The sequence below is a fragment of the Actinomycetes bacterium genome, assembly GCA_036000965.1.
Classification (GTDB): domain Bacteria; phylum Actinomycetota; class CALGFH01; order CALGFH01; family CALGFH01; genus DASYUT01.
Genome location: DASYUT010000089.1, coordinates 18,516 through 42,138 on the forward strand (window position 1 = coordinate 18,516; position 23,623 = coordinate 42,138).

Below are 23,623 nucleotides of genomic sequence, written 5' to 3' on the forward strand. Positions count from 1 at the left end.
GGGGGCGCCGGGCGTCTGTGGGGGCGGCGCCCGGCGCCCCCACAGACGCCGATGCCCGGCGCCCACGCTGGGGCCGTGGCGGTCCGCTCGCACCTGAGGCCGGTCAGGGTACGGGTGCCGGACCCGCTCCGGGCCGCAACGCGGCCACGAACCGGGCGGTGATCTGCTCCGGGCGGGTGATCGCGCCGCCGACCACGACCGCCCAGGCGCCCGCGTCCTGGGCGGCGCGGGCCTGCTCGGGCACGGCGATCCGCCCCTCGGCCACGACCGGGACACCGGCGCGCGCGGCCAGCGCCGCGACGAGCTCCAGATCGGGGCCGGGGCGTCGCAGGCTGGACGAGGTGTACCCGGACAGGGTGGTCGCGACCAGGTGGGCGCCTGCCTCGGCGGCCGCGACACCCTCGTCGAGGGTTGCCACGTCGGCCATGACCAGGCAGCGGCCGTCGCGCCGGAGGGCCTGGACCATCTCGGCCACGGTGGACCCGTCGGGGCGGGGGCGGTCGGTCGCGTCGACGGCGACGATCTGCGCGCCCGCGCTGGCGACCGCGCGCGCGTGCCGCAGGGTGGGCGTGATGTACACCCCTTCGTCGCCGTCCTTCCAAAGCCCCACGACCGGCACGTCCACGGCCTGGCGGACGGCCCGGACGTCGGCGAGGCCGTTGGCGCGGATCCCGACCGCGCCGCCGAGCACGGCCGCGCGGGCCATCGCGGCCATGAACGCCGGCCCGTGGAGCGGGTCCCCGGGCGGGGCCTGGCAGGACACCACGAGCCCACCCCGGAGCCGCCGCAGCAGACCGCCGGGCCACCCTTCGCTCATCGGATCACTCTCCGTTGCGGGCGCTCACGGCGCCGGCTCGGTGGTGGCCCGGCGGGCCAGCTCGGCCGCGCCGACCAGCACTGCGTCCCGGCCGAGCCGGGCCGGCAGCAGGGGGACGCCGGCCACGGCCGGCAGCAGGTGGCGGTGGTAGCGCCGCTCGGCCGCGGCCCAGTACCGGCCTCCCGGCTGCGCGACCCCGCCGCCGGCCACGACCGACTCGACGTCCAGGGCGTTGACGAGCCCGGCCAGGACCAGCCCGAGGACTCCGCCGCCCTCGTCGATCACCTCGGCAGCGAGCGCGTCCCCGCGCTCCGCCCGCGCCGCCACGTCCACGAACGCCAGCGCCTGCCCGCTGGCGCCCGCCGGGGCGGTCGCCTCGCCACGCGAGCCCCGGGCCTGGCCCACGTCGGGCGAGGCGCCCGCACGTGGACCGGGCGAGCCCACTCCGACCAGCGCGCGGTAGCGGGCGGCCATCGCGGGGCCGGCCGCGACGCTCTCGAGGTGGCCGCTCGCCCCGCAGGGGCAAAGACGGTCGCCCAGGCCCGGCAGGGGCAGGTGGCCGATCTCGCCGGCGTGGTGGCGGGCTCCCCGCCACACCCGGCCGTCGAGCAGGAACGCGCCGCCGATGCCGGTGCCGACCGTGACAGCCAGCAGGTGGGCCCCTCCCGCGGCCGCCCCGGCGGCCGCCTCACCGAGCGCGAACGCGTTCACGTCGTTGTCGACATAGGTGGGCAGGCCGAGCCGGGCGGCGAGCTCCCGGGCCACCGGCGTCCCGGCCCAGCCACGCAGCGCGGCGGTGGCCGCGACGACCGTGCCACTGGCCGCGTCGACCACGCCCGCGGTGCCGACACCGCAGGCGGCGACCTGGCCGGGCCGGCTGCGCAGCTCCCCGGCGAGCCCGGCCGCGACCTCCAGCACGGCGCGGGCGCCGTCCCGCGCGGGCGTGGGCGCCTCGCGCACGTCGAGCACCCGGTGATCGGCTGCGACCAGGCCGACCCGGGTCTTGGTACCTCCGATGTCGACGCCGAGGCAGACGGCGCCGGTGCCCCGCCCGGGCGGCTGGCCACCGACCTCGACCCGCATCCCGCCTCCCACCCGACGACCTCAGCGGCCAGGGTAGGGCTCCCATGAGTGGGCGAACAAGATTGAACGCTACCGCCTTCGCCTACTCGTCGGACCCCAGGCCATAGCGCTCGAGGACGTGCGAGGCATGCATGAACGCCCCGGCCCGGACGATCGCGCCCGACAGGATCGGGGTCGGCTCGTCGATCAGCAGCCCGAGACCCAAAGCCCGTAGCGCACGGTGAGCGGCAGCAACGCCAGCGACAGCGCCCCACAGCGCGATGCTGGCGGAGAACCCGCGCACGTGGTCGCGGATCAGCTCGCGGGCAGGGGCGCCGGGCGCCAGGCGCGCAGGCACAGCGCGACCAGGATCAGCCGCACGAGGATGTAGGCGAGCGCGAACCCGGTGACCTCGCCCGCCGGGCGTCCTCGACGTGGGTGGCGAGCGCGCCCACCCCGACCATGGCGGCGAAGATCGCCAGGCGGAACACGACGTCGTCGGAGTCGAAGCGGTCGGCGTGGTGGGTGTACCCCGCCAGGCCGTCCAGATCGGGATGAACAGCCCGGCCGTCCTGAGGAACCGGGTCGGGGTGGTCCTCCAGGTAGGCCCCGGACTCCCGAAGCTCCGGCCAGCCGCAAAGTGACTCGCGGGTAAGTTTCGCCTTTGACTTCTGGTGTGTCAGGGTTTCTGCGCGGTCGCATGTCGGACGGAGGCGCCACAGCGTGGCGTGGGGCGTCTTGAACCTTGCGGCAACCTTGGCGGCGTTGCGGGAGCGGAGGGAACGCCGGTGCTGCAGGGGTGGGCTCCAGAGGAGCTGATCGAGTCCTGGACGCTGGCGACCGATGCGGCCAGCGACCGCGACGACTGGCAGTTGGTGGGCAACAAGTCCGGGCCGACTCGGCTGGGCTTTGCCCTGTTGCTGAAGTTCTACGAGCTGGAAGCCCGCTTCCCCCGCCATGCCGGCGAGGTGCCGCGCGCGGCGGTCGACTACCTCGCCGGCCAGGTCGGGGTCGACCCGGCGCTGTTCGCCTGCTACTCGTGGACGGGCCGTACGATCGAGTACCACCGCGCCCAGGTCCGCCGGGCATTGGGGTTCCGGGAGGCGGCCCGCGCCGACGAGGAGAAGCTGGTCTTCTGGCTCGCCGCCGAGGTCGCCCCGGTGGAGCTGTCGGACGAGCGACTGCGGGAGGCGCTGCTGGCCCGCTGCCGCGCTGACCACATCGGGCCCGTAGGGTGCGCAAACGCGTTCATGCAGCTCACCGGCACTCTGACGCAGGCCGCCGAGCAGCTCGCGTCAGTGCTCCCGGGGATCGCTGATCGTCCGCGGTAGTAGGAAGAGCCTGGCTTGGTAGGGGCGGGTTCCACAGGGTGGGTCGTATTCCACGCGGCGTTGGGGCCTCCGAGCCCGCCGGAGCGTCCGGGGGACACGACACGCACAGCCGCATGCCATGGCGCCGGGGCTCGTGGGCCAGACCATCGAACGGGCCGGAGGCCGCCGGCAGCATGCCACCAGCCCGACCGACGTGTGGGCGCTACTCGCAGGTTGTGGCATCGCCATCTTCGACGCCGAGGTCGACAAGGTCCGGCGGATCATGGACGGCGACCCGGGCATGCAGGCCGGCGTGTTCACCTACGAAGTCCATCCCTGCCGCAGCTTCCCCGGAGACGCGCTGGCGGGCTGACCGCAGCTCGTCGACTGGCGATGGGATCAGTCCGCGCCGGTCTCGAAGAGAAGGCAGGACGAGGTGGCGTGCGCGACCAGGCGGCCCTTCACATCGGTGAGTCGCGCCTCGGCCAGCGCCGTGGTCCGGCCCCGCGCCAGCACCGTCCCCTCGCAGCGCAACGCGCCGGAGGCAACCGTCACCGGGCGAAGGAACCTGGTCGTCAGGTCCAGCGAGGTATAGCCGACGCCGGCGGGCAGCGTGGAGTGGACCGCACACCCCGCGGCCGTGTCCAGCAGCGTCGCGAGGACCCCGCCGTGCACCGTGCCGAGCGGGTTGTAGTGGAACTCCTGTGGGGTCATGACCACCGCGGCCCGGCCCTCGTCCACCTCCAACCGTTCGACGCCGAGCAGATCCATGACGGGCGGGGCAGGCAGCTCGCCGGAGACCATCGCCCGGAGCAGGTCCAGCCCGCTGCGGCGGCCGAGGTGCACGGCGGTGAGCGCCGGGTCGGACCACGAGAAGGTGCGGCTCCGTATTGTCGTCTGAGTCTCACTCATAGACGCAGCATGGCAGGCCTTGCTGAGTCTGTCAACGAGATCTAGCATGGCGCTATGCGTCCTGAAGCCCTGAACTGGTCGATCGACAACTGCACCATCGGCCGAGCGATGGAGATCCTCGGTGAGAAGTGGACCGTGGTCGTCCTCCGCGAGATCTTCACCGGGGTGCGGCGCTTCGATGACATGCGCGAGCGCACCGGGATCCCGCGTCAGGTGCTCGCCAACCGGCTCGCCAGCCTGGTCACCCACGGCATCCTGCGGCGCGAGCCCTACCGCGAACCGGGCGCCCGGGGGCGCTATGAGTACCGCCTGACCGACAAGGGCTTCGACCTGTACCCGGTGCTGGTCGCCGTGCGCGACTGGGGCGACCGCTACCTTGCGGACCCCAGCGGCCCGCCGCTTCGCACCGTCCACGCCGGCTGCGAGACCCAGGTGCACGCGGTGTTGCGCTGCGAGGCCGGCCACGAGATCGCCACGATGCGGCAGGTCCAGCCGCGCCCAGGCCCAGGCGCGATCCGCCTGAGCCCGATCGGCGACGCCGCCACGCAGGCGGGATATCGACAGTGAGAACGTCCGCTCGTCGGAAACCTGTCGGGTGGTTCTGCAAGCGCGTCGCCCTGCCCTGCCAGGTCCGGGAAGATCTCGGCCTGCTGCACGCCGCTGCCATGCGGGTCACGGGGGCAAGCACGTTGGGATCCGCCCATGTCCGCCGCTCCCCTGGTTTGTCATGCGGGTGCCCTCACCTGTCCCTCTGGCCCTGAACGGGTGCTCTACGGAACCGCCGGAGATCCTCGTCTGGAAGGTCGGGATCTCGACCCATGCTCGGCCAGGCGCGCCGGGAGACCGGATCTGATCTGTTTCGGGCTCAGCCAGGTGGTCGCGCCCCATGGTCTGTACCCTGCAAGGGTGATGCGCTGGGGTCAGTCCAGCTTCTGCCTGCCCGCTGGCCGAGGTCGATAGCCTGACCTGCGCGGATAGCCGAACCGTGGTCCGCAGGTCTGGGACGTGCCCTGCCGGGGGCACCATCACCGTCCCATCACTCCACCATCACCGCTGGTCAAGGGGCGTGCTCTTGGCACTCCGGTCGTGAAAGACCTTCGCAGGTGTGTGCCCTCCTCCACTCAGCGACTCGTCGGCGACGCCCTTCGCCCAGATGCAACAGTGCCCGCCCGGGTCCGTGTCACCAGCCGCCAACAGTTCATGGCCCATACTCCCTATACCTTGCCCCTGGGGACAGCTTCGGGAGTATTGGGCCAGGACGGGTGCCGCTGGCGCGTTCAATGGAGGAGCACGATCATGGCTCGACGGGTGCCGTTCACCGGCGATGAGAAGGAAAGCCTGCGCGTCAGCCTCGACCGGCACCGCGATGCGGTGCTGTGGAAGCTCGAAGGCCTCGACGACGCCGACCTGCGACGGGCGATGACGCCGTCGGGCACCAACCTGCTGGGCCTCGTGAAGCATCTGGCGGCCGTCGAGTACGGCTGGTTCTGCCAGACCTTCGGCCGCGCGACCGAGCCGCTGCCCTTCGACGACGATGACGAGAACGCCGATCTGCGCGTCAGTTGGGCGGGCAGCGCCTCGGCGGTGCCGTCCACCACCCGGATGGGCACCGGCGCCTGCCTGGCCGCGGCCAGCGCCAGGCGGCGCAGGTAGGGTTCTGGCTCCACGGCCACGACCTCGGTGACGGTGGCCGGGTAGTGCGGGAAGTTGAGGCCGTTGCCGGCGCCGACCTCGACGATGCGGCCGGTCAGGCCGGCGAGCAGCTGCCTCCGGTGCTCGGCGACGCCGGCCTGGGCGTCCGGGAGGTGGCCGACCCGGGCATAGCAGCGGGCGAAGACGGGATGGCGGACCGGTCCGGGCTGGCTGCGGGTGGACATGGGCATCCTTCTCACCTGCTGGGATGATGCGGGTTAGCTGACGGTGCGGCGGTAGCTGCGGACGGCCAGGGGGCGAACACCGCGGTGATCGCGGCGGCCCAGACCAGCGCCAGGACGACCTGCCCGGCGACGGTCCGCCCTGGCGGGAGGGCGCCGGGGCCGAGGACCAGGCCCCGCAGGGCGTTGGTGGCCACGGTGACGGGCTGGTTGGCGGCAAACGGCTGCAGCCAGGACGGCATGGTCGGGGTCGGGACGAACACCGAGCTGGTGAAGGCCAGCGGGAACACCACCATGAACACCGCCGCCTGGACCGCCTCGGCGTTGCGCACCACCAGCCCCAGCAGCGCCATCACCCACGACCACGCGTAGCCGAAGGCCAGGCCGACCGCCAGCGCGCCGAGCAGGCCCATGAAGCCGGTCTGCGGGCGGAATCCGATCCCAAAGCCGACGGCCAGCATGAGCGTCAGGGTCACCGCCGAACGGGCAAGGTCCGACAGGGTCCGGCCGACGAGCACCGCCGAGCCGGCCATCGGCAGCGCGCGGAAGCGGTCGATGACCCCTTTGGTGAGATCCTCGACCAGGCCGGACGCGGTGGCTCCTCCGCCGAACAGTGCGAACTGGGCGAGCAGGCCGGGGATGAGCCAGTTGACGTAGCTGCCGGCGGCGGCCGGCGGGAGGGCGCCTTGGATGGCGCCGCCGAACATGTAGGTGAACAGCAGGATGAAGATCACCGGCATGCTGGCCGACAGCACCGGCACGTCGGGCAGCCGCAGGGTGCGGAGCAGGTTGCGGTGGGTGATGACCGTGATGTCGCTGGCGGTGCGTGCCAGCTAGCCTTGTCGGGTGGGGATTGTGGTGGCACTCATCGGTCTGCCCTTTCACGATGGTGGTGGTCGCCGCGACCCGCGCCGCCACGGGTGTCGTGACCGTTCCGGTTGACGGTGCTGGCGAGGTGGCCGGTGAGGGCGAGGAACACCTCGTCGAGGGTCGGCTTGTGCAACGCCACGTCCTCAGGGGCGACACCGGCGGTGTCCAGTCGCCGCAGCGCCTCGGTCAGCGTCCTGGCGCCATCGAGCGCCGGGAGCACGATCCTGCCGGGGCGGCCGGTCGTCGGTCGGTTCCTGGCCGCCGACGCCCCGCAGGGCCTGGAGGGTCCGGGCCCGGTCGCCTTCGACGACGACACGGGCCGCCTCGTCCGGCTCGTCGATCGATTCCTCACCGCGCCGACTGGGACTGCGCCGGCCGGGCCGCTGAGCGCGGTCGGCTGCCGCCGAGGACCGGACCTCGACGGCCTCCGTGACCATTCCGCCGCTGGCGGGCGTGCAGGCGATCGCTGCCAGCCCCGCTGCGGTACGGGTGCTCGTGCATGCGGCAAACGTCAACGCGGTCGCCTTCAGCCCCGACGGCCGTCGGCTGACCACCGCCAGCGACGACCGCACCGCTCGCATCTGGGACGCCGCCACCGGCCAGGAGCGCACCAGGGTTGTCCACGGCGGGGCCGTCCTGGGGGTCGCCTTCAGCCCCGACGGCCGCTGGCTCGCCACCGCGAGCGGGGACGGCACAGCGGTCCTTTGGGGATTGTCCTGATCGGCCCCAGCCCGAGGCCTCCGCCACGACTCGCAGGGCGGACAAGGTCGTCCAGGTTCGGCCGCCCTCGGAGGTTCGAGACGACTGAGCCGGTGCTCCTGCTCCTGGCAGGTGCACTCGCTGGCAGCGCTGGCATGCGGGTCCACGACATGCTCCGGGAACAGCGCCTGCTGCGCAGGCAGCAGGCCCGCCTCGATCTGGAAACGCGCGGAGGCGGCCCGCCGGGCCGCGCAGGAAGACGAGCGACGGGCACTGCTCGCGGCCGATCAGGCGCTCGCACGGCTCGCGCGTGCGAGCACGCTGTACCACCATGCCCGTCTCGAAGCCGCACGCCGGACGGGGCAGCCGTACAACAGTCCGACGCTCAAGGATCTCGACCTGCGCCGCCATCCTCAGCACCTGGCCATCCGCAGCTTCCACCTCGACGCCCCGCCCTATCCTCAGCAGTGCCGCTCAACGTCGACCTCGACGTCGCACTATCCGTCCTCGCCAGCGCCGGCTGCGCAGCACTGCGCCGCCCTCTGCCAGGCCAGGCCACCGGCACCCCCGACACCCTGCAACGACACTTCCTCGGTATCAGCGGGCAGATCCTCAACCACGGCCAAGTCACCACCATCGCAGCCCCGGCGCGCCCACTCACCCGTCCTCCGCGCTGCCGACCTGCCCACCATCACCGTCCTCTGTTGGCAAGGCCGCACCCTCCGCTACGAACTCGCCTGAAACTGGGGGCAACTCGCTGCGTGGAAATCGGCGTTAGGCGCGACGACCCGCCCGAAGGAGACACGCTCTCTGACCCCACAAACGCCAGAAGGCGAGCCGCAGCGAGACGTGGCGATAGCTACCCGCCCGGCGGCAGCACGTGCCCAGGTTCCGTCTCGCTGGGTGGAGCCACGTCGACCGTCACGGTCTCATGTCTGCGACTGCCGCCGGTGCGGCATCGGGAGCGGTGCCGAAGATGCGCCAATAGGAGTCTTCGCCATAGCTGGTCGGCAGTGGTTCGCCTTCGACAAGCCGGAACGTGCGCCGACCGTCGGGCTGCCTTTCAGCGCGAAGGAAGAGAGCCGTGTCTAGTTCTTGGAGGTAGAACCCTTGCGCGAGGTCGAAAAGGTGAGTGACGAAGAAGACCTTAATGCCGGCTTCGATCAGTGCACGGACGACTTGCCGCGCGATTTCGGAGCCCTCTCTCTCGTTTGTCGCTGCGAACGACTCGTTGCACAGCAACATGCAGTTTGGAGTTATCTTGTCGGCGATGTCGCTCATCCTGCTGAGCTCTTCATCGAGTTTGCCGCTCTTCATGGTGGCGTCTTCTTCTCGCTTGTAGTGCGTGAAGATGCCGTCGCAGACATTGGCGCTGAAGGATTCCGCCGCCACGAACATCCCACATTGCATCGTCAGTTGCGCCAAGCCTACGCCGCGCAGGAACGTCGACTTCCCCCCCTGGTTAGCGCCAGTGATCATTCCAAGCCATTTGTTCTCCGCGTTCACATCGTTGCCAACGACTCGCTCTTCCAGGTTCAGCGTGAGACAGACGTCGTAGAGTCCCTGAGCGGAAAGCGCGGCCTGGCCCCGAGCTAGGGGCACGGGGAAGCACGTTGGCTCGCCCTTCTCCGCAAGCCGCCCGTGCAAGTTCAGGCAACCGATATAGAAGCCCAGCTCCGTCCGCAACATGATGAAGAAGCTTAGAATGTGGTCGGCCGATTGAGCGAGCGCGTTGGCAACGAGGTTGATCCCTTTCCCTCGCAGCTCCGACAAAGCATGGAAACCGTTTTCGTCACGATCCGAGATTTGGAAGCTGTAGCCGGAGCGGGTCTTCGGAGAAATCCGCTCCATCCAGCTCTGCTCCCGAGGTCTTCGCAGTACGTAGTGGATGCCTTTGTTGCCCTTGCCGAGCTGGGCGCTGATCAGCACGCCGCGTCGGAACCTGAGCTCTCTTAGATGGTCTTCGACGGTCTCGAAGTACCCGTCGTCGAGTTCCTTCGCAAGCATCGCGAAGAAGCGCACGAATCCTTCCGACCGGAACTTCTCCGTATGTTCGTCGGCGATCTTGCGCAGCCTCTTGAGGAACCCTACGAACAACTCCAGCACCTGCAGGGACCTGTTGAGGGTCGTGTCGGGTGAACTCACGAACACGCCCCAGATCTTCTTCTCGCCTTGGATCGCCTCTACGGCGATCTCGTAAATCTCTCTCACAATGGACGACTGCTCGAGACAGTCAGCAAGAACGTGCTGGCGATAGACGATCGCCTCCGAGTCCGTCAGGGTCGACAGAACAGCCCTCCTGCCCACGTCGAACAGGAACTTGTCACCGAGGGCCATGGCGTTGAACAGCGTGTTCAGCTCAAGGTCCTGCGTCAGTGCTCCTTCGTTCGGTGGTAGCCCCCGCTGGAGGTCGAAATCCTCGTCTCCATGCATGAGGAAAGCCTTCATGGCGCGATGCGCCTCCTCAGCGACTCGTACGTGAGGCCGCACTTCTGGGCGATCGCGGCGGCGTAGGCGAGTCCGTCGGCAGGCTTTCTGACGATCTTGTATGTCCGCACTGCGGGAGTATCGGGGACTACCGTGCTGACAATGCTGACGGTGGTCTCGCTGAGAGAAGCCAACTCGTCGACGAACGTCACGCACACGCACAACGAGTCCAGCTTTATTATCTGCTTTATCACCTCCGTGCCGAGAACCAGAGCATCCCTCAGCGTCGTCGAGGTGAAGCTTTCGTTCATGATGAGGATACTGTTGCTCGTTGCCTGCTGCAGGATGTCGTGAAGTCTTACCAACTCATCCTCGAGCTTCCCCCTGAGGGTCGCGAGGTCTTCCTCCTTCTCGAAGTGGGTGAACACCCGGTCGGGCAGAAACAGCCGCGCTTTCCTCCCCGGGACCGGATAGCCGAGGCTGGCGAGGTAATGCAGCTGGCCGAACATCCGCGCGAAGGTCGTCTTGCCACCCTGGTTCGGACCAGTGACCACGAAGATGCGCTCCGGGTCCTTCAGGAAGAAATCGTTGCACACCACGGCGGAGCGCTCGGGGACGAGCTTGTTGGCCAAGGCAAGATCGAATGCTTCATAGGCATAGACCTCCTTGGACCGAGCGGACACATGGGGGTAGCAAAACGGCAATCCCGCTGACTTAAACCGCTCGATGTACTCAAGATACGCCAGATAGAACTGTACCTCGTGGTCGAAATTGCCAATCGTCTTAGCGAGGTAATTGCGGTGGCGAGCGCAGTACTTGTCCAACGTCAGGAAGACGTCCGGATATAGTCGTGCAACTAAATCCAGTAGGCGAGCTTCAACGTGGTTCATGTCCGGCCAGTCGGGGAGCTTGACCCGGTAGTCCTTCACGGCTCCCTGCTTGAACTTCGCGAATGTCTTCTCCACGTCTACGCTGTAGTCGGCTTCCCCGTCGTACTTGCTGACCTTGACCCGGTTCCCCCTGATGTGTACGCAATACTTCACCCTCGCGAGATCGTCCTTTAGCTTGTGCGTTTCGGCCGCAAGCGACTTGAAGCCGTCGGATGCCGTGTAGTCCGCGAGGTACTCGCGGAACGCCTGGAAGCCACGCGATGTCACCTCTAGAAGAGTGAGCTCCTCGGCCAGAGAGCTGACGGCGTCGCAATATATCTCCACGGCGTCAAGAAACCAGCTCTCCTTCTGGTATGTGTAGTGGAGCTTCTCTGCTCGCGCGAGATGCTCGCGCATTGCCCAGATTTTGTGCGTGAATGCCCGTATAGACTCGAACACTGCGTTCTTCTCGAGGTCGCGCAGTACTTCATGGCGATAGCGAACGGCTGCGACGTCGTGCAACGGAGCGTAGAAGAAGGGGTTGAGATCATATTCTTCGCGGCTGGCGATCATCGACTCCAGCACCTGATCGACATTCAAGTCGGCGAAAGAGGAGGGCTCTTCCCGCACATCGGTGTCGACGTTGCTGTCGGGCCGGTCGAAGAGGATGCTGGGGGATCGCACAGGAAGAGGTCACCTCCTGGCGCGATATGGGCGTGAGTGGCTCAGCTCGGACTTGCCCGCCCGTCCGGATGCGACGGGAACTACGGCGTGCAGCAGACCGCCGCTGAGAAACACCTCGGGAGAGCGACGCTCACCGGCGGACGGCTGACTAGGGGCGCCCGTCCCAGCCGTCTCAACCGCGCCGGAGGACACCGTTCTCCTGCCGTCAGCCAGGGGCGTTTCCCAGCGGCGACCACAGAGCGGCCGCGAGATCCGGCTCGAGACGAGCGTGAACCCGCAGCCGCGGCGTCGCATCGGCTTTCCACCCACACGGATCACCTCCGCCGAGCGGGAAGCTTCGACACGACGATCGCGGGCCGAGCCGATACGGCACCTGCCGGGATGGCGAGTCGAGGCCGAGGCGATCGCAGCGCGTCATCAGCTTCCACCGGTTCAGTCTTCCGTAGAAGCCATCAGCCGCTGCGGCGGTTCAGGCGGGCTTCATCGCCGTGGCGATTCTACCCCCTAGCGACACGCCTGCATCTCGGCCGAGGGAGCGCCGCCGGAAGCTACTGGCCGATCCGTCGCGTCTGGGGACCCAGCAAGTCGAGAGTCGGCTGGCATGGCCATGCCGCTCGGCGTCGCTCGGTCTTGTCGATGGAGTCCCCGAGGCTGCGCAGCCAGTCGTCTCGGCCCTGCCAGCGTGGACACCGTGCAAAGAGAGGACACGTACCCCGCCGAGACGTGTCGCTCGGCTGGCACTTGGGCTCTTGTCCCCGCGGAACGTCGACAGCGCGCGCCAGAGGAGCAAGACCTCATCGTCGCTGACATTAGCCATACGACCGCCTCCGATTCGTCGCCCGAACGGCTCAGCAGCGAGACCGGCGCCACCTCACGCCCCGAGCTCCTCGATCAGCCGGTGGCGGAGGGCGAGGAGGTAGCCGGCTGAGGGGCCAAGGCCATGCAGCCGATGCCGCTGCATCTCGATCCGCTCGGTCTGCGGGCGGTAGGAGAGATCGAGCGCGAGGCTGACCAGTTCGAGGTGATGGTCGAGGGTCGAAGCCAGGTCGTCAGCCAGCCACGAGGGCAGGTTCAACGGCCGCAGCTCCTCGCGGAGCCGGCGGTAGGTGTCGCGCACCCTGCCACCCTCGGCTCCCAGGACACCCGTCTTGGCGTCGTCCTCTCGGCAGGCGCGGATGACCGCCTCGGCCACCGGGTGCAGCTCGATCGCCCGGTCCATGATCGACCACGCCTGCTGCAGGTGCCGGCGTGCCTCGTCCGGGTCCAGCGGTTGGACCCCTGCCGTCTCCTGGGCCGGTCCGTTGGATCGGCGGCGGAGCAGGGAGAACCGAGCCATGGCGCATCACCTCGTCATCCAGAAGCAGCCGTTCCTGCCTGCGCAGGAGCCATCAGCCGAGGCGATCGCAGCGAGCTCCATCGCTGGTCGCGGTATCCGCGACGCGACCAGGATAGCAACGAGGGCCACGGGCGACGCGCCGCCCAGGTTCGAGCGGTACTCTGGACCAGCGGTGGTCCGCAAGCTCGACTGGTCCGGCCGGCGTCCGTGCGAGCCAGTCCAGCGACGTGAAATCTGAACCCGCTCGATGCGTTCGTCGCGTCCTGGCGCCTATCCGTCGCCGCCAGACGAGGGATTCGAGAGTGCGCCGGCGACGTGCCGTCCGTACCGGCGGGTGGCCGATATGCTGCGTATGACCATGGCCCAGGACCGGAGGGGAGGCGTGGCCGAGCCCGCACCGTCGCTGCCTCGCTACGGCGAGGCGTCGCTGGCCGAGCTTGTGCCGTCGCTGCTTGCCGCGCTCGACGCGCCAGGATTCGCCAACCGCCTCGGCCTCGACCCGGTCGACCGGGTCTGCCTGGTGCTGGTGGATGGGCTCGGGTGGGAGTTGCTGGAGGCTAACCTCGAGCACGCGCCGTTCCTAAACGTCGGCGTGGACAGCGCGCGGACACTCACCGCCGGCTTCCCGGCCACCACGGTAACGAGCGTCGGCTCGCTCGGTACCGGCCGACCCCCAGGTGAGCACGGCCTGGTCGGCACGACGATGGCGGTCCCCGGCCAGCGTGCGGCACTGAACTGCCTGCACTGGACGGCGGCCGGCCGGGGTCACCAGGTCGACCTGCGCGACCGGGTGGTGCCCGAACAGCTCCAGCCCGATCCGACCGCGTTCGAGCGGGCCGCTCTGGACAGCGTCGAGATCGTCCTTGTCGGCCCGCGGGACCACGCCCAGTCGGGCCTGACCCGAGCGGTGCTACGCGGCGGGCGATACCAGAACGCGGTCTCTGTCGGCGACCAGGGCGGCCTGGCGGTGCGGGAGCTAGCCGCGGGACGGCGCCGGCTGGTCTACGTCTACCACCGCGACCTCGACCTGACCGGGCATGCCCGCGGGACCCGCGCGGATGCCTGGGGCCTGCAGCTCCGCCACGTCGACCTGCTCGTCGAGTTCATCGCCGAGCGACTGCCCCGCGGCACCCTGCTGGCCGTTACCGGCGACCATGGCATGGTCGATCTCGGGCCAGACCAGCGAGTCGATCTCGTTGATCATCCCGAGCTGGCCGCCGGGGTGCGCCTGCTCGCCGGTGAGGCTCGGGCCAGGCACGTCCACGCGGTCGACGGGGCGGCGGCCGACGTGCTCGCCGCCTGGCGGGCGGTGCTCGGTGACGCCGTGTGGGTCGCGTCGCGGGAGGAGGCGACCGCGGGCGGCTGGTTCGGGCCGCAGGTGCTCGACCGGGTACGCCCGCGGATCGGCGACGTCGTGGCGGCCGCCCGGACCGCGATCGGCGTGTTCGACCGCGACACCTATCCGGGCGAGGCCGCCATGGTCGGCCATCACGGCTCCATGACCCCGGCCGAGCAGCTCGTGCCGCTGCTGCTCCTGCGCCGATAGGCTTCCGCTTCACAGGACGGCGCCGGGCGCGGGAAGATGCCGACCATGGAGCTTCGTCGCGTCGTGCTCACCGGCGAGCTGCTGCCCCCAGGTGAGGGCAACGAGCACGTCCCGACCAGCGTGGAGATCCGCTGGGATCCGCTCACCGGCCACGGCGCGCGGCTGGTCACCGGCAGTGGACTGTTCCCGCCGAGCGACTTCGACCTGGCCGCGCTGGCCGAGGAGACCAGGGCCGGCTGCCCGTTCTGCCCGGACCGGATCGAGCAGGCTACCCCGCGGCTCGTACCCGCCATCGCCCCCGAGGGTCGTATCCGGCGCGGCCAGGCCGTGCTGTTCCCCAACCTGCTCACCTACGCGCCCCACAGCTCGGTCTCGGTCTACTCCCCGTCCCTGCACTTCCTGCCCCTCGGGGCGATGACCCCGGTGCTCGTCGGCGACAACCTGGCCACCCAGGTGGCGTTCGCGGCCGCGGTGCTGCAGGCCGACCCGGCGGCGCGCTGGGTATCGGTCAACGCCAATCACATGCTCCCCTCGGGCAGCTCGCTGTACCACCCGCACCTGCAGGGCGCGGCCAGCCCCGTCCCGACCACCTTCCAGCGCCTGCTCGCCGAGATGCCGCCCGAGCGGTTCAACGACTACCTGGCGACCGAGCGTCGCGAGGGGCGCCGCCACCTCGGCTCCACCGGCAGCGTCGAGTGGCTGGCCAGCTTCGCGCCGCTCGGGCCGGGCGAGCTGCGGGCGTTTCTGCCTGGGGTGGTCTCCCCCGCCGAGCTCGGCCAAGACCGCGTCGCCGAGCTCGGCTGGGGGATCGCCACCGCCCTCAACCTGTATGCCGAGCTTGGCTTCGAGAGCTTCAACCTAGCCGTCTACGGCGCCCCAGCGGGCACCCCCGGCTACCTGCTGAACCTCCGGCTGGTGTGCCGCTCCAACCCGCGGCCGCTGTATCGCTCCGACGCCATGTACCTGGAGCGGCTGCACTGGGAGGCGGCGGTCGACATCACCCCAGAAGCACTCGCCGAGCGCGCAGGCGACCGGTTTCGCCACTGACACATGGCCTTCGGCGACCGTCGGCGAAGCCGCCACGTCACAACCTACAGGTGGGTTCGTTCACGCCGCTGCTGGCCGACGCCGTTGATGACCGCTGCCAGGTCGATGGGACCTACGTGTCGAGACCTGGTGGTGCGATGACCGCCGACGCGGCACCGGCGACTCTCAAGCAGCGTGGCGCGTGGATTGAGGCGCTGGGCTGGTTGCCGGTCGGGAGGTAGCGCTGCGGGGGAGCACGGCAGTGATCGGCCTACGCGGCTGCAAGATGCTGGGCGGCGGCGCGACTGGCCGCGGGGTCGGCATCGGAACCGGCCTTGCGACGCCTTGATCCCAGCCCGGCTGGGATCAAGGCGTCGCGGCCCAGGATGCTTACTCGTGGGCGACGGTCGCCTACCGGCCTGACCGGGCAGCTTGACCGGACCGAGGCCGCAGCCGGCCTCGAACGGCGAGCAGCAACGGCACGGCGGCGAGCTGGACCGCGACCGACACGCCGACCAGCGCGGCCAGCGAGCGGTCGTAGAGGACGCCGAGCAGGACGCTGCCGGCAAACCAACACACCCCGTAGCCGGCGTTGAAGATCCCATAGGCGCTGGCGCGTCGGTCGGGCGGGGTCATCGCGGCGACCGCCGCGCGCATCACCGACTCCTGCGACGCCATGCCTAGGCCCCAGAGGACCAGTCCCACCACTGCGAGCGGCGCGCGGCCGTAGAAGACCAGCGGCGCGAAGGCGGCCGCCGCCAGCGCGGCGCCGATCACGGCGGCGATGCCGACCCGGTCGAACAGCCGGCCTAGAGCGAGTGCGGCCAGCGCGTCCGCTCCCATGGCGATGGCGTAGAAGAGCGGGACGGCGCCGCCGGTGACCACGCCGGCCTGCTGGAAGTGGAAGGCGATCAGCGGGAAGTCCGCGAACCCGGCCGCGACCAAGCCGCTCGCGGCCAGGTAGAGCCAGAACACCCGCGGCAGCCCAGTCCCGGTCGGCCCGTCTTGCTCGTCGGCCTCGAACGTCCGCGGATTGGGATACTGGGTGCGGGCGGCGGCCACCACGGCCAGAGCGAGCCCAGCCGGCACGGCAAGCAGCACGAACCCGGCCCGGTAGCCGTGGTGGGTGGCCACCACCAGGGCGACCAGCAGCGGCCCGAGCACCGCGCCGACCTGGTCGAGCGCCTCGTGGAGGCCGAAGCCCCAGCCGCGCCCCAGCTGCGCGGCGGCGTGCGACAGCATCGCGTCGCGCGGGGGGACCCGGACGCCCTTGCCGATCCGCTCCGCGATCATGAGCGTCGCCGCAGCGGGCCAGTTGCCCGCGAGCGCCAGCAGCGGCACAGCGAGCAGGTTGACCGCATACCCGGCGATGGTCAACAGCCAGGTACGTCCGGTCCGCTCGCTGAGCCGGCCGCTGCCGAGGCGCACGGCATAGCCGACCAGCTCGCCGAAGCCGGCAACGGCGCCGACCACGGCGCCGCTGGCGCCGAGCATGGCCAGGAACGGGCCGGTGATGCTCCGGGCGCCCTCGTACGTGGTGTCGGCGAGCAAGCTGAGCACCCCGAGCAACACCACGAACCGGACGGCGCTGCGCCGCAGGCCGGCAGCGGCCGGGGCGGGGCTCGTCGAGGCCATTGGAGTCCCCCTACGTCGAGCCGACAGGAGCCATCAGCCGGACGGCGGTTGCGGGAGCTCCATCCCTCGCGTCAGGCTACCCGCACGAATGGGGATCGGCACGTCGGACACGTTCGCCGCCGCGATCCAACCTGCCCCGGCCGACCATGTCGGTCGATCCGCTCCTCACTGGCTCCTGCCCGAGGCAGGAGGCGTTCGCCGACCGGGAGGGGTCATGAGTCCGCTCGACCGAGAGCGGGACGTGGTGTGAGCGGCGATCGGCACGGTAGTGGTTGCCTGCCGGTCTGGGTGTCATCTCAGCCACATCCTGCAAGATCGGCCCACTCCTCGGCCGAGTGCGGCTCGTAGGGTCTCGGCCCCACCGGGACGCTACTGCCCGCGACCGACTGCTCACTCGCTTGCGGGAAGGCCTGTCTGCTGCGCCGGAGCCTTGAGGCTGCGCTCGTCGTCGGCACCGAAGCTGGTTGCAGGTCCCATCCTGGGGGTGAAGAACCGCTGCGCGATCGCGGTGGGGACGATCGCGGTGAGCACGACTACGCTTACCAGCACCGAGAACTGCGCGCGGGTGATGATCCCGGCGTTCAGCCCGTAGGTCGCTGAGATCGTGCCGAAGGTGAGCCCGGTGCTCATCAGCAGGGTGAGGTAGGTGGCGTGGTCACGGGCGTGGCGGCGGGCAAGCGGGTACACGCCGAGGAAACTTCCCAGCGACCTTGACAGCCAGGAACAGGGCGAGCAGCCCAAGGTTGGCCCACACGGCGCCGAGCGAGACGTTCATGCCCGAGCGGATGAAGAAGAACGGCGTCAGCAGGGCGAAGGCGATGACACGGAAGCGCTGCTGCTCGGCGCGGTGGCGCTCGAAGCTGCGGGCCAGGCCGAGACCGAGCAGGAACGCGGGCAGGACCGCGTGGCTCTGGGCCCGCTCCCCGAGATACATGAGCAGGAACAAGGCGGCGAACGCGCCCTTGAGCTCGGGCTCGATCACGCGGTTGCCGTAGCGGTGAAAGAACCAGCCCTCCAGCCGCGGCATCAGCCAAACGAGCAGGACCGACACCAGCACGAACGGGATCGTCCAGAGGTTGGGCTTGAGGAACAGCACCGAGAGGGTGGCGAAGGAGTGGGCCGAGGACGCGACCGCCTACGCCCGAGCGCATGGCGTCGCGATGCAGACGGTGATCCGGGCCGGCCACCCGGCCCAGGAGATCGTCCGGGCAGCCGCCGAGCAGGAGGCCGACCTCATCGTTCTTGGCCACAGCGGCCATTCGGCTGTCTGGGGCCGCTTCCTCGGCACCACGGCCGAGAAGGTCAGCCGGCACGCGACCTGCTCGGTGCTGATCGTCCGCTGACGATCCGCCCGGCACGTCACGCCCGTGAGCGGCGAACCGGGACTAGCGGCAATGCCATCCGGTTAAGGGCCCTTCTGGCCTGATGTGACCACGCTGACCAGGGAGTTTGTGCTCGCAAATCCAGCTAACCGGACGGCTTTGGGACTAGCGGGGACTAGGAGCGTGGTGCCCATGGGCCTCAGCAGCCCGACGGGCGAACGCCTTGAGTGAAACTGGCTGCTTAGATGGCAGGTGGATTGTCACGCATAGTGAGATTTCTAAAAGAAACCACGCCCTAGCTAGCGGCCTCTTGCAAATCGATCGTGCCATACCTACAGGCGCCCTCCGGCCGGGAGGTCGGTAACTGCCCGGCCGGCGATCCGTAATGTCCGCCGGAGCAGGTCGCGGACTCCGACGAGGTCACCGGCGGCCTGCCCGAGCCCGGCCGGAGGAGGCCAGCGCCCGGCCGCGCCGCTGGCTGGCGGCTCGACCGTTTCCAGCGCGAGGCGGACGAGGTGCAGGTGCCGGTCCAGCAGCATGGCGAGGATCGCGCCGATGGGGTGGTCGACGTCAACGGAGCGGAGCCGCTCGCCGAGTGCCAGGTAGGCCTCGGCCACCCGTCGCCCCTCCTCGGTCATGGCGGTCGTCGGCGGCCGGTCGAGGCGGTAGAGCTGGATGGCCGTCTCGGCTGCGGGCTGCAGGGCGACCGCCCGCTCGGCGAGGTCAAGGACGGCGTCCCGCGCCGCGGGTTCGGCTTGTGCCCACTGGGCGACGGAACGTTCCGGCGTAGGGGTTCCTCCTTCGGCCTGGTCGGGCGCAGGGGCGCTGCGTTGCCATGGTATCGGCTGGCCGGTAGGGGTGAGCCGCTGTTGCCTGACCGCCAACGCGGGCCGGTCGGCCGCTGGCCAGCTCGCCGAGGTTCTGGAAGGCCGGGCGTTGGACGAGGCGTTCGAGCAGACCGGACCGATCTGCCTCGCTCACATCCCGCTCGTCCAGGCGCTGCCCCGCGGCCGCGACCGGCTGCTCGAGCGCAGCTTCGGTGCGCTGACCACCCTGGCCGGTGACCTCACGGACTACTTCAATCGGCAGTCCTACGACTACCACGGCGACACTGGCGACCGGGGCAGCCTGGCCAGGCTGGCCCCGCTCGTCCAGGGCAGCTACCCGGGCGCGACCGCCAACCAGTGCCGCGCCGCCAGCGCTCGGATTCCCTGGTACCGCAGGCTTGTGCGGTAGCTGGCGCGAGCGAGGGCAGACGGTAGACTGCCGCCTTGACGGCGTTGAGGAATGGGATCCGCCAGACGCCGACGACAACGCCCGCAAGCAGCCACAGGACGTCGCCGATCATCTCTGCCCTTCCGGAGTTGGCCCACTGGGTGCAGGAGCCATCAGCCCGGACAGAGGGCGGTCGCAGCGAGCTCCATCGCTGGGAGCACAACGGTCAGGATGAGCAGAGAGCCCTCGATCAAGAGGCCGGAGCGGCGGTCATGTCGGGGATGTCGAGCCGCCCGAGGCGACGCTGCAGGCGGAGGTAGCCGACCATCACCTGATGGCCCTGAGCGGCAAGACGACCGGTCCGTGGGCCACCCAAGCTACATCCTTTGCATGAATGCCTCGGCGTGGGATTGCAGCCGGGCTGAAGCGGCGCAGCGGTACGCCGCGAGTGGTTGAAGCTTTCATCGCAGCTTTGTGCACCGTCGTCCGTCACGGCGAGTCATCAGCCACCACGGGCGGCACGGGAGGCTCCATCCCCACAGCGGCTCTAAGGTCCGGTGCGTCACGGCTGCCCGCGCAAGCCTGCCCGGACCCGCGCGCCGGACCGCCGAGGAAGGCGTGGCCGTCCACCGCCGCGAACGCCCGCAGCCAGGCGTCGCCCTCCGGGCCTGACGGCTCGTGCCGTGTCGACCATCTCGACTTGCGATCCAGCTCGTCCAGCTCCCAGGTGAGGACGGCCAGGCGGGTCTGTGCCAGATCACGCGCCGGGCCTGCCAGCCCTCCTTCCAGGATTGCCGCGTGCCAGGCGCAGACGCCGTGCGAGCGGTCGTAGGCGGCACGCGTGCTCACGTCGCCGAGGCCGGCGCGCAGCAGCGCGGCCTGGCGGTCCTCGACCGTTCCGACCGCCCGGCAAGCCGTGCACGATGGCTGGTGCCGCAGCATGCCGCGGGCGTGCGCGACCGCCGCGGGGCGCGAGCGGAGCGCGTCACGCAGCGCGAGCGTGGCTCGGCGGCTCGCGCGGAGGCGGGGGGAGGATCGCGCGTGTGTCCGCCACGAGCGTGCGAGGTCCCGCAGCCGCCCGGTAGCGCCGGTCGTGGGGAGCCCCCGTCCAGTGCGGCGGCGAAGCGCTCCAGCTCGGCCTGCCACAGGGCTGCGTGCACGCGGGCCGTTGTAGCCCCCGCCTTGGCATCCACCTCGGCGAGGTCGCCGAGGTGACGCACGACGTTGACGGGGGCGGTGGACGCCAGCAGACGCCTGGTGTGGGCCGGGCACAGCCCGAGGGAGGCTCGCAGCTGCCCGGTGAGTTCTGGGAAGCTATATGACTCGGCCACGAACCAGAAGAACCAACGATCCTCGGCCTGCGCCAGCACGCCGCACAGCGGGCAGCCGTCGCGGGCGACCAGGCCCGCTAGCTCGCCCGCTGAACTCGCCACGCCCGCGCGCCGCCGCCGACGCCAGCTCACCGCGCCGATGCTCCCTCGATGACCATGGCGAGTTCGTCGGGATCACGACCGGGCTGCATCGGCATACCCCTGCTCACTCGACGCCAGGTGGGACAGCAGGTAGAAGCCATCAGCGCACGTGGCGCGGTCCAGGCGAGCCTCATCGCCACGACCAGGATAGCGGCTGGCGCGTGGGCCGGGCAGGCCAGGGGAGGAATGCTGCTGCTCTGCTCGGTAATTCTGGGCCGTGTCTGGCGATCAGCATCCTTCCAGCCAGCTCATCAGGGAGGCTCCCCGCGAGGCTATCATTGAGGTGCGGTCGCACCGGCCGCCCGGCGCTGGCCCCCGCCGGGACCGCCAACCACGAGCGGTCCAACCGCCGACCGGCCGATGGGTCCTGCCCTTCACGCGGGTGGCAGGAGGCGGGGTCGTGACGGGGTCGTGCATCTCAGTCTCCTACCAGGATCGGGCCTGCGGGCGCCCAGGCTGGCTGCCGTCCGACGGACACGACGAGGGCGTTGGTGCGCTCGGGTCGGCGCCGACCCTGGACGTGGACGTCCGGATCAGCCAGCCGCTGCTCGGGGCTCGGCACCGCTCCGGGGTCCCCGCTCGCGCCGATCCCATCCCCGCGCTGCTTCCGGCGATCCTGCGCTCGGTCACCGGCCCGACCACTGACCGGCTCCGGGTGGCCTTTACAACCCCCGCCGCTGCCCAAGACTTACCGCGGACAGTGGTCCCGCGCCGGACCGTCGGGCCGACCGACGGGTCGACCGCACTCGGCCAGCCTGCGATCCGGTGGATTCCACGCCTGGGATGTTCCCGGTCCCACGACCACCACGGGGTTGACGATGGCTGAACCGGTGCTCCTGGTGGCGGCCGGCTCCCTCGCTGGCGGCGTCGGCATGCGTCTCTACGACCTGCGGCGGGAACGGAGCGTGCTGCGCCGCGAGCAGGCCCGTATAGAGCTGGAACGCGCGGAGAAGGCCCGGCAGGTCGCGGACGAGGACGAGCGACGGGCACTGCTCGCCGCCCATGACGGGCTCACCCGGCTCGCCCGCGCCAGCACCTTGTACCACTACGCTCGTCTTGCAGCCGCACGGCGCAGCGGGCAGCCGTACAGCAGCCCGTCGCTCGACGAGCTGGATCTGCGCCGGCAGCTCGACCTGTGCCAGCAGGAGGTCGACCGGCACGCATCACTGCTGATGCGGTCCGGGTTGCGCCGGACCCTCGGTCAGCTCCGTACCGCGTGCGAGCGCCCCGCCCGGTGCGAGGACCCGGCGAGGGCTGACCGACTGCACGCGAGCGCCATCACCGGGATCCACGTCGCCCAAGGGATGATCGGCGCCCGGCTGCGGGACCTCGAGGAAGGCTCGCCGGCCGTTGGCGACCGCACGTCGGCGCATGGCCCACCATGAACCGGCTCGGGGAAGGATCGTCAGGTCGCCTGCCGGGCGCCGAAGTTCCCACGCCGACGGGTGGCCGGATGCGTCGTTCCTCGGCTTGGCGGAGGTCTCCGCGATGACCGCATCGTTCCCGTCGCCGGCAGCGGCGCACTACGGAGACGGGCGGGCGGCATGGCTCCCGCCGTTCGGCCGTGGCAACGGGCTCGACGCTCCGGCCTGGGCACCGATCGCCGACGTCGACCCAGTGCTGGTGGATGACCTGCTCGCAGCGTTCCGGGACGCCCGCGTCCCGGCCTACGCCGCCCCTGCCGAGTGGCCGCCGCGGCGAGCTCCCGGTCGGCGCCGGCACGCTGCGACCTCTGACCGCCTGTGGGTGGCCGCGCTGCGGTACGCGACCGCAGAAGAGGTGCTCCGAACCGAGCTCTCCAGGCTGACCGCCGACCACGGATCAACCTCGGGTGGGCCGCATGCTGACTAGCCCCCTCGGGGACTGAGATCGACGCGGCCTGGGCGACTGGCGAGCCGGCCCTGGCGGACGGCGACCGGCTGACCTGAAGGGCCGTGCCGCCCGGATAGAGGTGAGGGACATGGGATCAGCCGAGGATCGGCTCCTGAGGCGTACAGCTTCCACCCCGTTCACCTTCGAGGTAGAAGCCATCAGTCCTGCTGGGCGACGAGCAAGGCGGCCGGGCCCGGGGCGGGCCTCATCGCCTTCCAGCCGCCACCGCAACGTACAGGACCGGGACGGATCGTCAACGCGCCCCGACCCGGCCACCTTCTACCGGGGCCCGGGGTTCGGCCCGGGGTTCGGGTTGGTGGCGGTCACCCATGGGGTCGGCGGTGTCGTGGGTGGCCGGGTCGGGAGCGGCGGTGCGCAGCCGGGCCAACAACACCACCGCGGCCACGCCGGGGACGGCCAGCACCGCAAAGCCCAGCCGATAGCCGGAGACGGCCACCATGACGGCGACCAGTAGTGAGCCGAGCAGCTACCGACGGGGCCCTCACCGTGCGAGCGCATGCCCGAGGCCGCCCGTGGCCACCTCCTGCGGCACGCGCAGGTCGAGCACGAGCAGAGTGATCGCGATGGCGAAGACGCCGTCGCTGAACGCTTCCACCCGGGTCGTCTCCATGGGACCGACCGTATCGATGTCACTTGCAAGCTGCAAGCGACTGT

At 70.2% G+C, this 23,623-nt stretch carries 26 protein-coding genes, 3 pseudogenes and 4 riboswitches; of the genes and pseudogenes, 12 read left to right on the forward strand and 17 right to left on the reverse strand.

Translation table 11 applies throughout. The features are described 5' to 3' along the window. Window positions 1-103: 103 nt before the first annotated feature. From VG276_07030 to VG276_07040, 3 genes are all read right to left on the reverse strand, one after another. The gene (locus tag VG276_07030; protein ID HEV8649153.1) at window positions 104-817 is read right to left on the reverse strand and encodes an N-acetylmannosamine-6-phosphate 2-epimerase; all 714 of its coding nucleotides are present in this window, start codon (window positions 815-817) and stop codon (window positions 104-106) included. Window positions 818-841: 24 nt separating this feature from the next. Continuing rightward, complete coding sequence (locus tag VG276_07035) at window positions 842-1,900, reverse strand: ROK family protein (protein HEV8649154.1); 1,059 nt, start codon at window positions 1,898-1,900, stop codon at window positions 842-844. 82 nt (window positions 1,901-1,982) lie between these two features. Beyond that, window positions 1,983-2,237 (reverse strand): hypothetical protein, encoded by a 255-nt coding sequence (locus VG276_07040; GenBank protein HEV8649155.1) that lies wholly within the window; start codon window positions 2,235-2,237, stop codon window positions 1,983-1,985. Between the two features lie 430 nt (window positions 2,238-2,667). On the opposite strand from VG276_07040, the gene VG276_07045 reads away from it, so the two are divergent. Then, window positions 2,668-3,210, forward strand: coding sequence for a DUF4158 domain-containing protein (locus tag VG276_07045; GenBank protein HEV8649156.1), 543 nt, complete (start codon window positions 2,668-2,670; stop codon window positions 3,208-3,210). Window positions 3,211-3,343: 133 nt separating this feature from the next. Then, a complete protein-coding gene (locus VG276_07050; GenBank protein HEV8649157.1) occupies window positions 3,344-3,562 on the forward strand; it encodes a hypothetical protein in 219 nt (72 codons plus the stop codon). A gap of 26 nt (window positions 3,563-3,588) precedes the next feature. Here VG276_07050 and VG276_07055 read toward each other — a convergent pair whose 3' ends face one another. Further along, window positions 3,589-4,101, reverse strand: coding sequence for a PaaI family thioesterase (locus VG276_07055; protein ID HEV8649158.1), 513 nt, complete (start codon window positions 4,099-4,101; stop codon window positions 3,589-3,591). A 54-nt stretch (window positions 4,102-4,155) separates the two neighbouring features. Here VG276_07055 and VG276_07060 point away from each other — a divergent pair, with 54 nt between their 5' ends. Together VG276_07060 and VG276_07065 are read left to right on the forward strand one after the other, a co-directional pair. Beyond that, entirely contained in the window at window positions 4,156-4,668 is a 513-nt protein-coding gene (locus VG276_07060; GenBank protein ID HEV8649159.1) for a helix-turn-helix domain-containing protein, read from the forward strand. 729 nt (window positions 4,669-5,397) lie between these two features. Beyond that, window positions 5,398-5,631: pseudogene (locus tag VG276_07065) on the forward strand (DUF664 domain-containing protein). A gap of 95 nt (window positions 5,632-5,726) precedes the next feature. On the opposite strand, the pseudogene VG276_07070 reads toward VG276_07065, so the two are convergent. After that, a pseudogene (locus VG276_07070) lies at window positions 5,727-5,864 on the reverse strand (SAM-dependent methyltransferase). Here VG276_07070 and VG276_07075 point away from each other — a divergent pair. Next, on the forward strand, window positions 5,799-6,005 hold the full coding sequence (locus VG276_07075) for a hypothetical protein (GenBank protein HEV8649160.1): 207 nt from the start codon (window positions 5,799-5,801) through the stop codon (window positions 6,003-6,005). The pseudogene VG276_07070 and the gene VG276_07075 sit on opposite strands and share 66 nt — an antisense overlap. Here VG276_07075 and VG276_07080 read toward each other — a convergent pair. Then, complete coding sequence (locus VG276_07080; protein HEV8649161.1) at window positions 5,990-6,736, reverse strand: ABC transporter permease; 747 nt, start codon at window positions 6,734-6,736, stop codon at window positions 5,990-5,992. The two genes, VG276_07075 and VG276_07080, sit on opposite strands and share 16 nt — an antisense overlap. Window positions 6,737-6,840: 104 nt before the next feature. After that, window positions 6,841-7,161 (reverse strand): hypothetical protein, encoded by a 321-nt coding sequence (locus tag VG276_07085; GenBank protein HEV8649162.1) that lies wholly within the window; start codon window positions 7,159-7,161, stop codon window positions 6,841-6,843. A gap of 113 nt (window positions 7,162-7,274) precedes the next feature. On the opposite strand from VG276_07085, the gene VG276_07090 reads away from it, so the two are divergent. Next, window positions 7,275-7,565 (forward strand): hypothetical protein, encoded by a 291-nt coding sequence (locus VG276_07090; protein ID HEV8649163.1) that lies wholly within the window; start codon window positions 7,275-7,277, stop codon window positions 7,563-7,565. Between the two features lie 900 nt (window positions 7,566-8,465). Here VG276_07090 and VG276_07095 read toward each other — a convergent pair. The 3 genes from VG276_07095 to VG276_07105 form a co-directional block, all read right to left on the reverse strand. Further along, on the reverse strand, window positions 8,466-9,992 hold the full coding sequence (locus tag VG276_07095) for a DNA mismatch repair protein MutS (GenBank protein ID HEV8649164.1): 1,527 nt from the start codon (window positions 9,990-9,992) through the stop codon (window positions 8,466-8,468). Next, window positions 9,989-11,524, reverse strand: a complete 1,536-nt coding sequence (locus tag VG276_07100) for a DNA mismatch repair protein MutS (GenBank protein ID HEV8649165.1) — start codon at window positions 11,522-11,524, stop codon at window positions 9,989-9,991. The genes VG276_07095 and VG276_07100 overlap by 4 nt, the downstream gene beginning before the upstream one ends. A 436-nt stretch (window positions 11,525-11,960) precedes the next feature. Further along, a riboswitch (Fluoride riboswitch) is annotated at window positions 11,961-12,021 on the reverse strand. Window positions 12,022-12,395: 374 nt separating this feature from the next. After that, complete coding sequence (locus VG276_07105) at window positions 12,396-12,860, reverse strand: hypothetical protein (GenBank protein ID HEV8649166.1); 465 nt, start codon at window positions 12,858-12,860, stop codon at window positions 12,396-12,398. A 382-nt stretch (window positions 12,861-13,242) separates the two neighbouring features. Here VG276_07105 and VG276_07110 point away from each other — a divergent pair, with 382 nt between their 5' ends. Beyond that, window positions 13,243-14,406: a nucleotide pyrophosphatase/phosphodiesterase family protein gene (locus VG276_07110; GenBank protein HEV8649167.1), complete on the forward strand. Its 1,164-nt coding sequence runs from the start codon at window positions 13,243-13,245 to the stop codon at window positions 14,404-14,406. 45 nt (window positions 14,407-14,451) lie between these two features. Next, on the forward strand, window positions 14,452-15,453 hold the full coding sequence (locus VG276_07115) for a hypothetical protein (GenBank protein HEV8649168.1): 1,002 nt from the start codon (window positions 14,452-14,454) through the stop codon (window positions 15,451-15,453). A 390-nt stretch (window positions 15,454-15,843) separates the two neighbouring features. Here the strand turns inward: VG276_07115 and VG276_07120 are convergent, their stop codons facing one another. From VG276_07120 to VG276_07130, 3 genes are all read right to left on the reverse strand, one after another. Next, entirely contained in the window at window positions 15,844-17,067 is a 1,224-nt protein-coding gene (locus tag VG276_07120; GenBank protein HEV8649169.1) for an MFS transporter, read from the reverse strand. A 17-nt stretch (window positions 17,068-17,084) separates the two neighbouring features. After that, a riboswitch (Fluoride riboswitch) is annotated at window positions 17,085-17,143 on the reverse strand. 314 nt (window positions 17,144-17,457) lie between these two features. Then, a complete protein-coding gene (locus VG276_07125; protein HEV8649170.1) occupies window positions 17,458-17,754 on the reverse strand; it encodes a hypothetical protein in 297 nt (98 codons plus the stop codon). Further along, window positions 17,723-18,163 (reverse strand): cation:proton antiporter, encoded by a 441-nt coding sequence (locus VG276_07130; GenBank protein ID HEV8649171.1) that lies wholly within the window; start codon window positions 18,161-18,163, stop codon window positions 17,723-17,725. The genes VG276_07125 and VG276_07130 overlap by 32 nt, the downstream gene beginning before the upstream one ends. Before the next feature lie 7 nt (window positions 18,164-18,170). On the opposite strand from VG276_07130, the gene VG276_07135 reads away from it, so the two are divergent. Continuing rightward, a complete protein-coding gene (locus tag VG276_07135; GenBank protein ID HEV8649172.1) occupies window positions 18,171-18,410 on the forward strand; it encodes a universal stress protein in 240 nt (79 codons plus the stop codon). A gap of 311 nt (window positions 18,411-18,721) precedes the next feature. Here the strand turns inward: VG276_07135 and VG276_07140 are convergent, their stop codons facing one another. After that, on the reverse strand, window positions 18,722-19,273 hold the full coding sequence (locus VG276_07140; GenBank protein ID HEV8649173.1) for a hypothetical protein: 552 nt from the start codon (window positions 19,271-19,273) through the stop codon (window positions 18,722-18,724). Between the two features lie 52 nt (window positions 19,274-19,325). Between VG276_07140 and VG276_07145 the strand changes: the two genes are divergently transcribed. Continuing rightward, window positions 19,326-19,625, forward strand: a complete 300-nt coding sequence (locus tag VG276_07145; protein HEV8649174.1) for a hypothetical protein — start codon at window positions 19,326-19,328, stop codon at window positions 19,623-19,625. A 136-nt stretch (window positions 19,626-19,761) separates the two neighbouring features. Then, window positions 19,762-19,826, reverse strand: a riboswitch (Fluoride riboswitch). Between the two features lie 267 nt (window positions 19,827-20,093). On the opposite strand, the gene VG276_07150 is transcribed toward VG276_07145, so the two are convergent. Further along, window positions 20,094-20,546, reverse strand: coding sequence for a hypothetical protein (locus VG276_07150; GenBank protein ID HEV8649175.1), 453 nt, complete (start codon window positions 20,544-20,546; stop codon window positions 20,094-20,096). 614 nt (window positions 20,547-21,160) lie between these two features. Beyond that, a riboswitch (Fluoride riboswitch) is annotated at window positions 21,161-21,223 on the reverse strand. A 671-nt stretch (window positions 21,224-21,894) separates the two neighbouring features. On the opposite strand from VG276_07150, the gene VG276_07155 reads away from it, so the two are divergent. Together VG276_07155 and VG276_07160 are read left to right on the forward strand one after the other, a co-directional pair. Continuing rightward, entirely contained in the window at window positions 21,895-22,461 is a 567-nt protein-coding gene (locus tag VG276_07155) for a hypothetical protein (GenBank protein ID HEV8649176.1), read from the forward strand. A 103-nt stretch (window positions 22,462-22,564) separates the two neighbouring features. After that, window positions 22,565-22,927, forward strand: coding sequence for a hypothetical protein (locus VG276_07160; GenBank protein ID HEV8649177.1), 363 nt, complete (start codon window positions 22,565-22,567; stop codon window positions 22,925-22,927). A gap of 274 nt (window positions 22,928-23,201) precedes the next feature. Here VG276_07160 and VG276_07165 read toward each other — a convergent pair whose 3' ends face one another. Both VG276_07165 and VG276_07170 read right to left on the reverse strand, forming a co-directional pair. Continuing rightward, window positions 23,202-23,408 carry a hypothetical protein gene (locus VG276_07165; GenBank protein HEV8649178.1) on the reverse strand — a complete coding sequence of 69 codons (207 nt, stop codon included), beginning with the start codon at window positions 23,406-23,408 and terminating at the stop codon, window positions 23,202-23,204. A gap of 78 nt (window positions 23,409-23,486) precedes the next feature. Continuing rightward, window positions 23,487-23,579: pseudogene (locus VG276_07170) on the reverse strand (TMEM175 family protein). Window positions 23,580-23,623: the final 44 nt, after the last annotated feature.

Bases quoted from the DNA above. Each gene is read 5' to 3' on its own strand.
- VG276_07120 (HEV8649169.1), bottom strand. From the start codon at position 17,067: ATGGCCTCGACGAGCCCCGCCCCGGCCGCTGCCGGCCTGCGGCGCAGC.
- VG276_07030 (HEV8649153.1), bottom strand. From the start codon at position 817: ATGAGCGAAGGGTGGCCCGGCGGTCTGCTGCGGCGGCTCCGGGGTGGG.
- VG276_07095 (HEV8649164.1), bottom strand. From the start codon at position 9,992: ATGAAGGCTTTCCTCATGCATGGAGACGAGGATTTCGACCTCCAGCGG.
- VG276_07105 (HEV8649166.1), bottom strand. From the start codon at position 12,860: ATGGCTCGGTTCTCCCTGCTCCGCCGCCGATCCAACGGACCGGCCCAG.
- VG276_07160 (HEV8649177.1), top strand. From the start codon at position 22,565: ATGACCGCATCGTTCCCGTCGCCGGCAGCGGCGCACTACGGAGACGGG.
- VG276_07035 (HEV8649154.1), bottom strand. From the start codon at position 1,900: ATGCGGGTCGAGGTCGGTGGCCAGCCGCCCGGGCGGGGCACCGGCGCC.
- VG276_07165 (HEV8649178.1), bottom strand. From the start codon at position 23,408: ATGGTGGCCGTCTCCGGCTATCGGCTGGGCTTTGCGGTGCTGGCCGTC.
- VG276_07155 (HEV8649176.1), top strand. From the start codon at position 21,895: ATGGCTGAACCGGTGCTCCTGGTGGCGGCCGGCTCCCTCGCTGGCGGC.
- VG276_07055 (HEV8649158.1), bottom strand. From the start codon at position 4,101: ATGAGTGAGACTCAGACGACAATACGGAGCCGCACCTTCTCGTGGTCC.
- VG276_07060 (HEV8649159.1), top strand. From the start codon at position 4,156: ATGCGTCCTGAAGCCCTGAACTGGTCGATCGACAACTGCACCATCGGC.
- VG276_07150 (HEV8649175.1), bottom strand. From the start codon at position 20,546: ATGCTGCGGCACCAGCCATCGTGCACGGCTTGCCGGGCGGTCGGAACG.
- VG276_07115 (HEV8649168.1), top strand. From the start codon at position 14,452: ATGGAGCTTCGTCGCGTCGTGCTCACCGGCGAGCTGCTGCCCCCAGGT.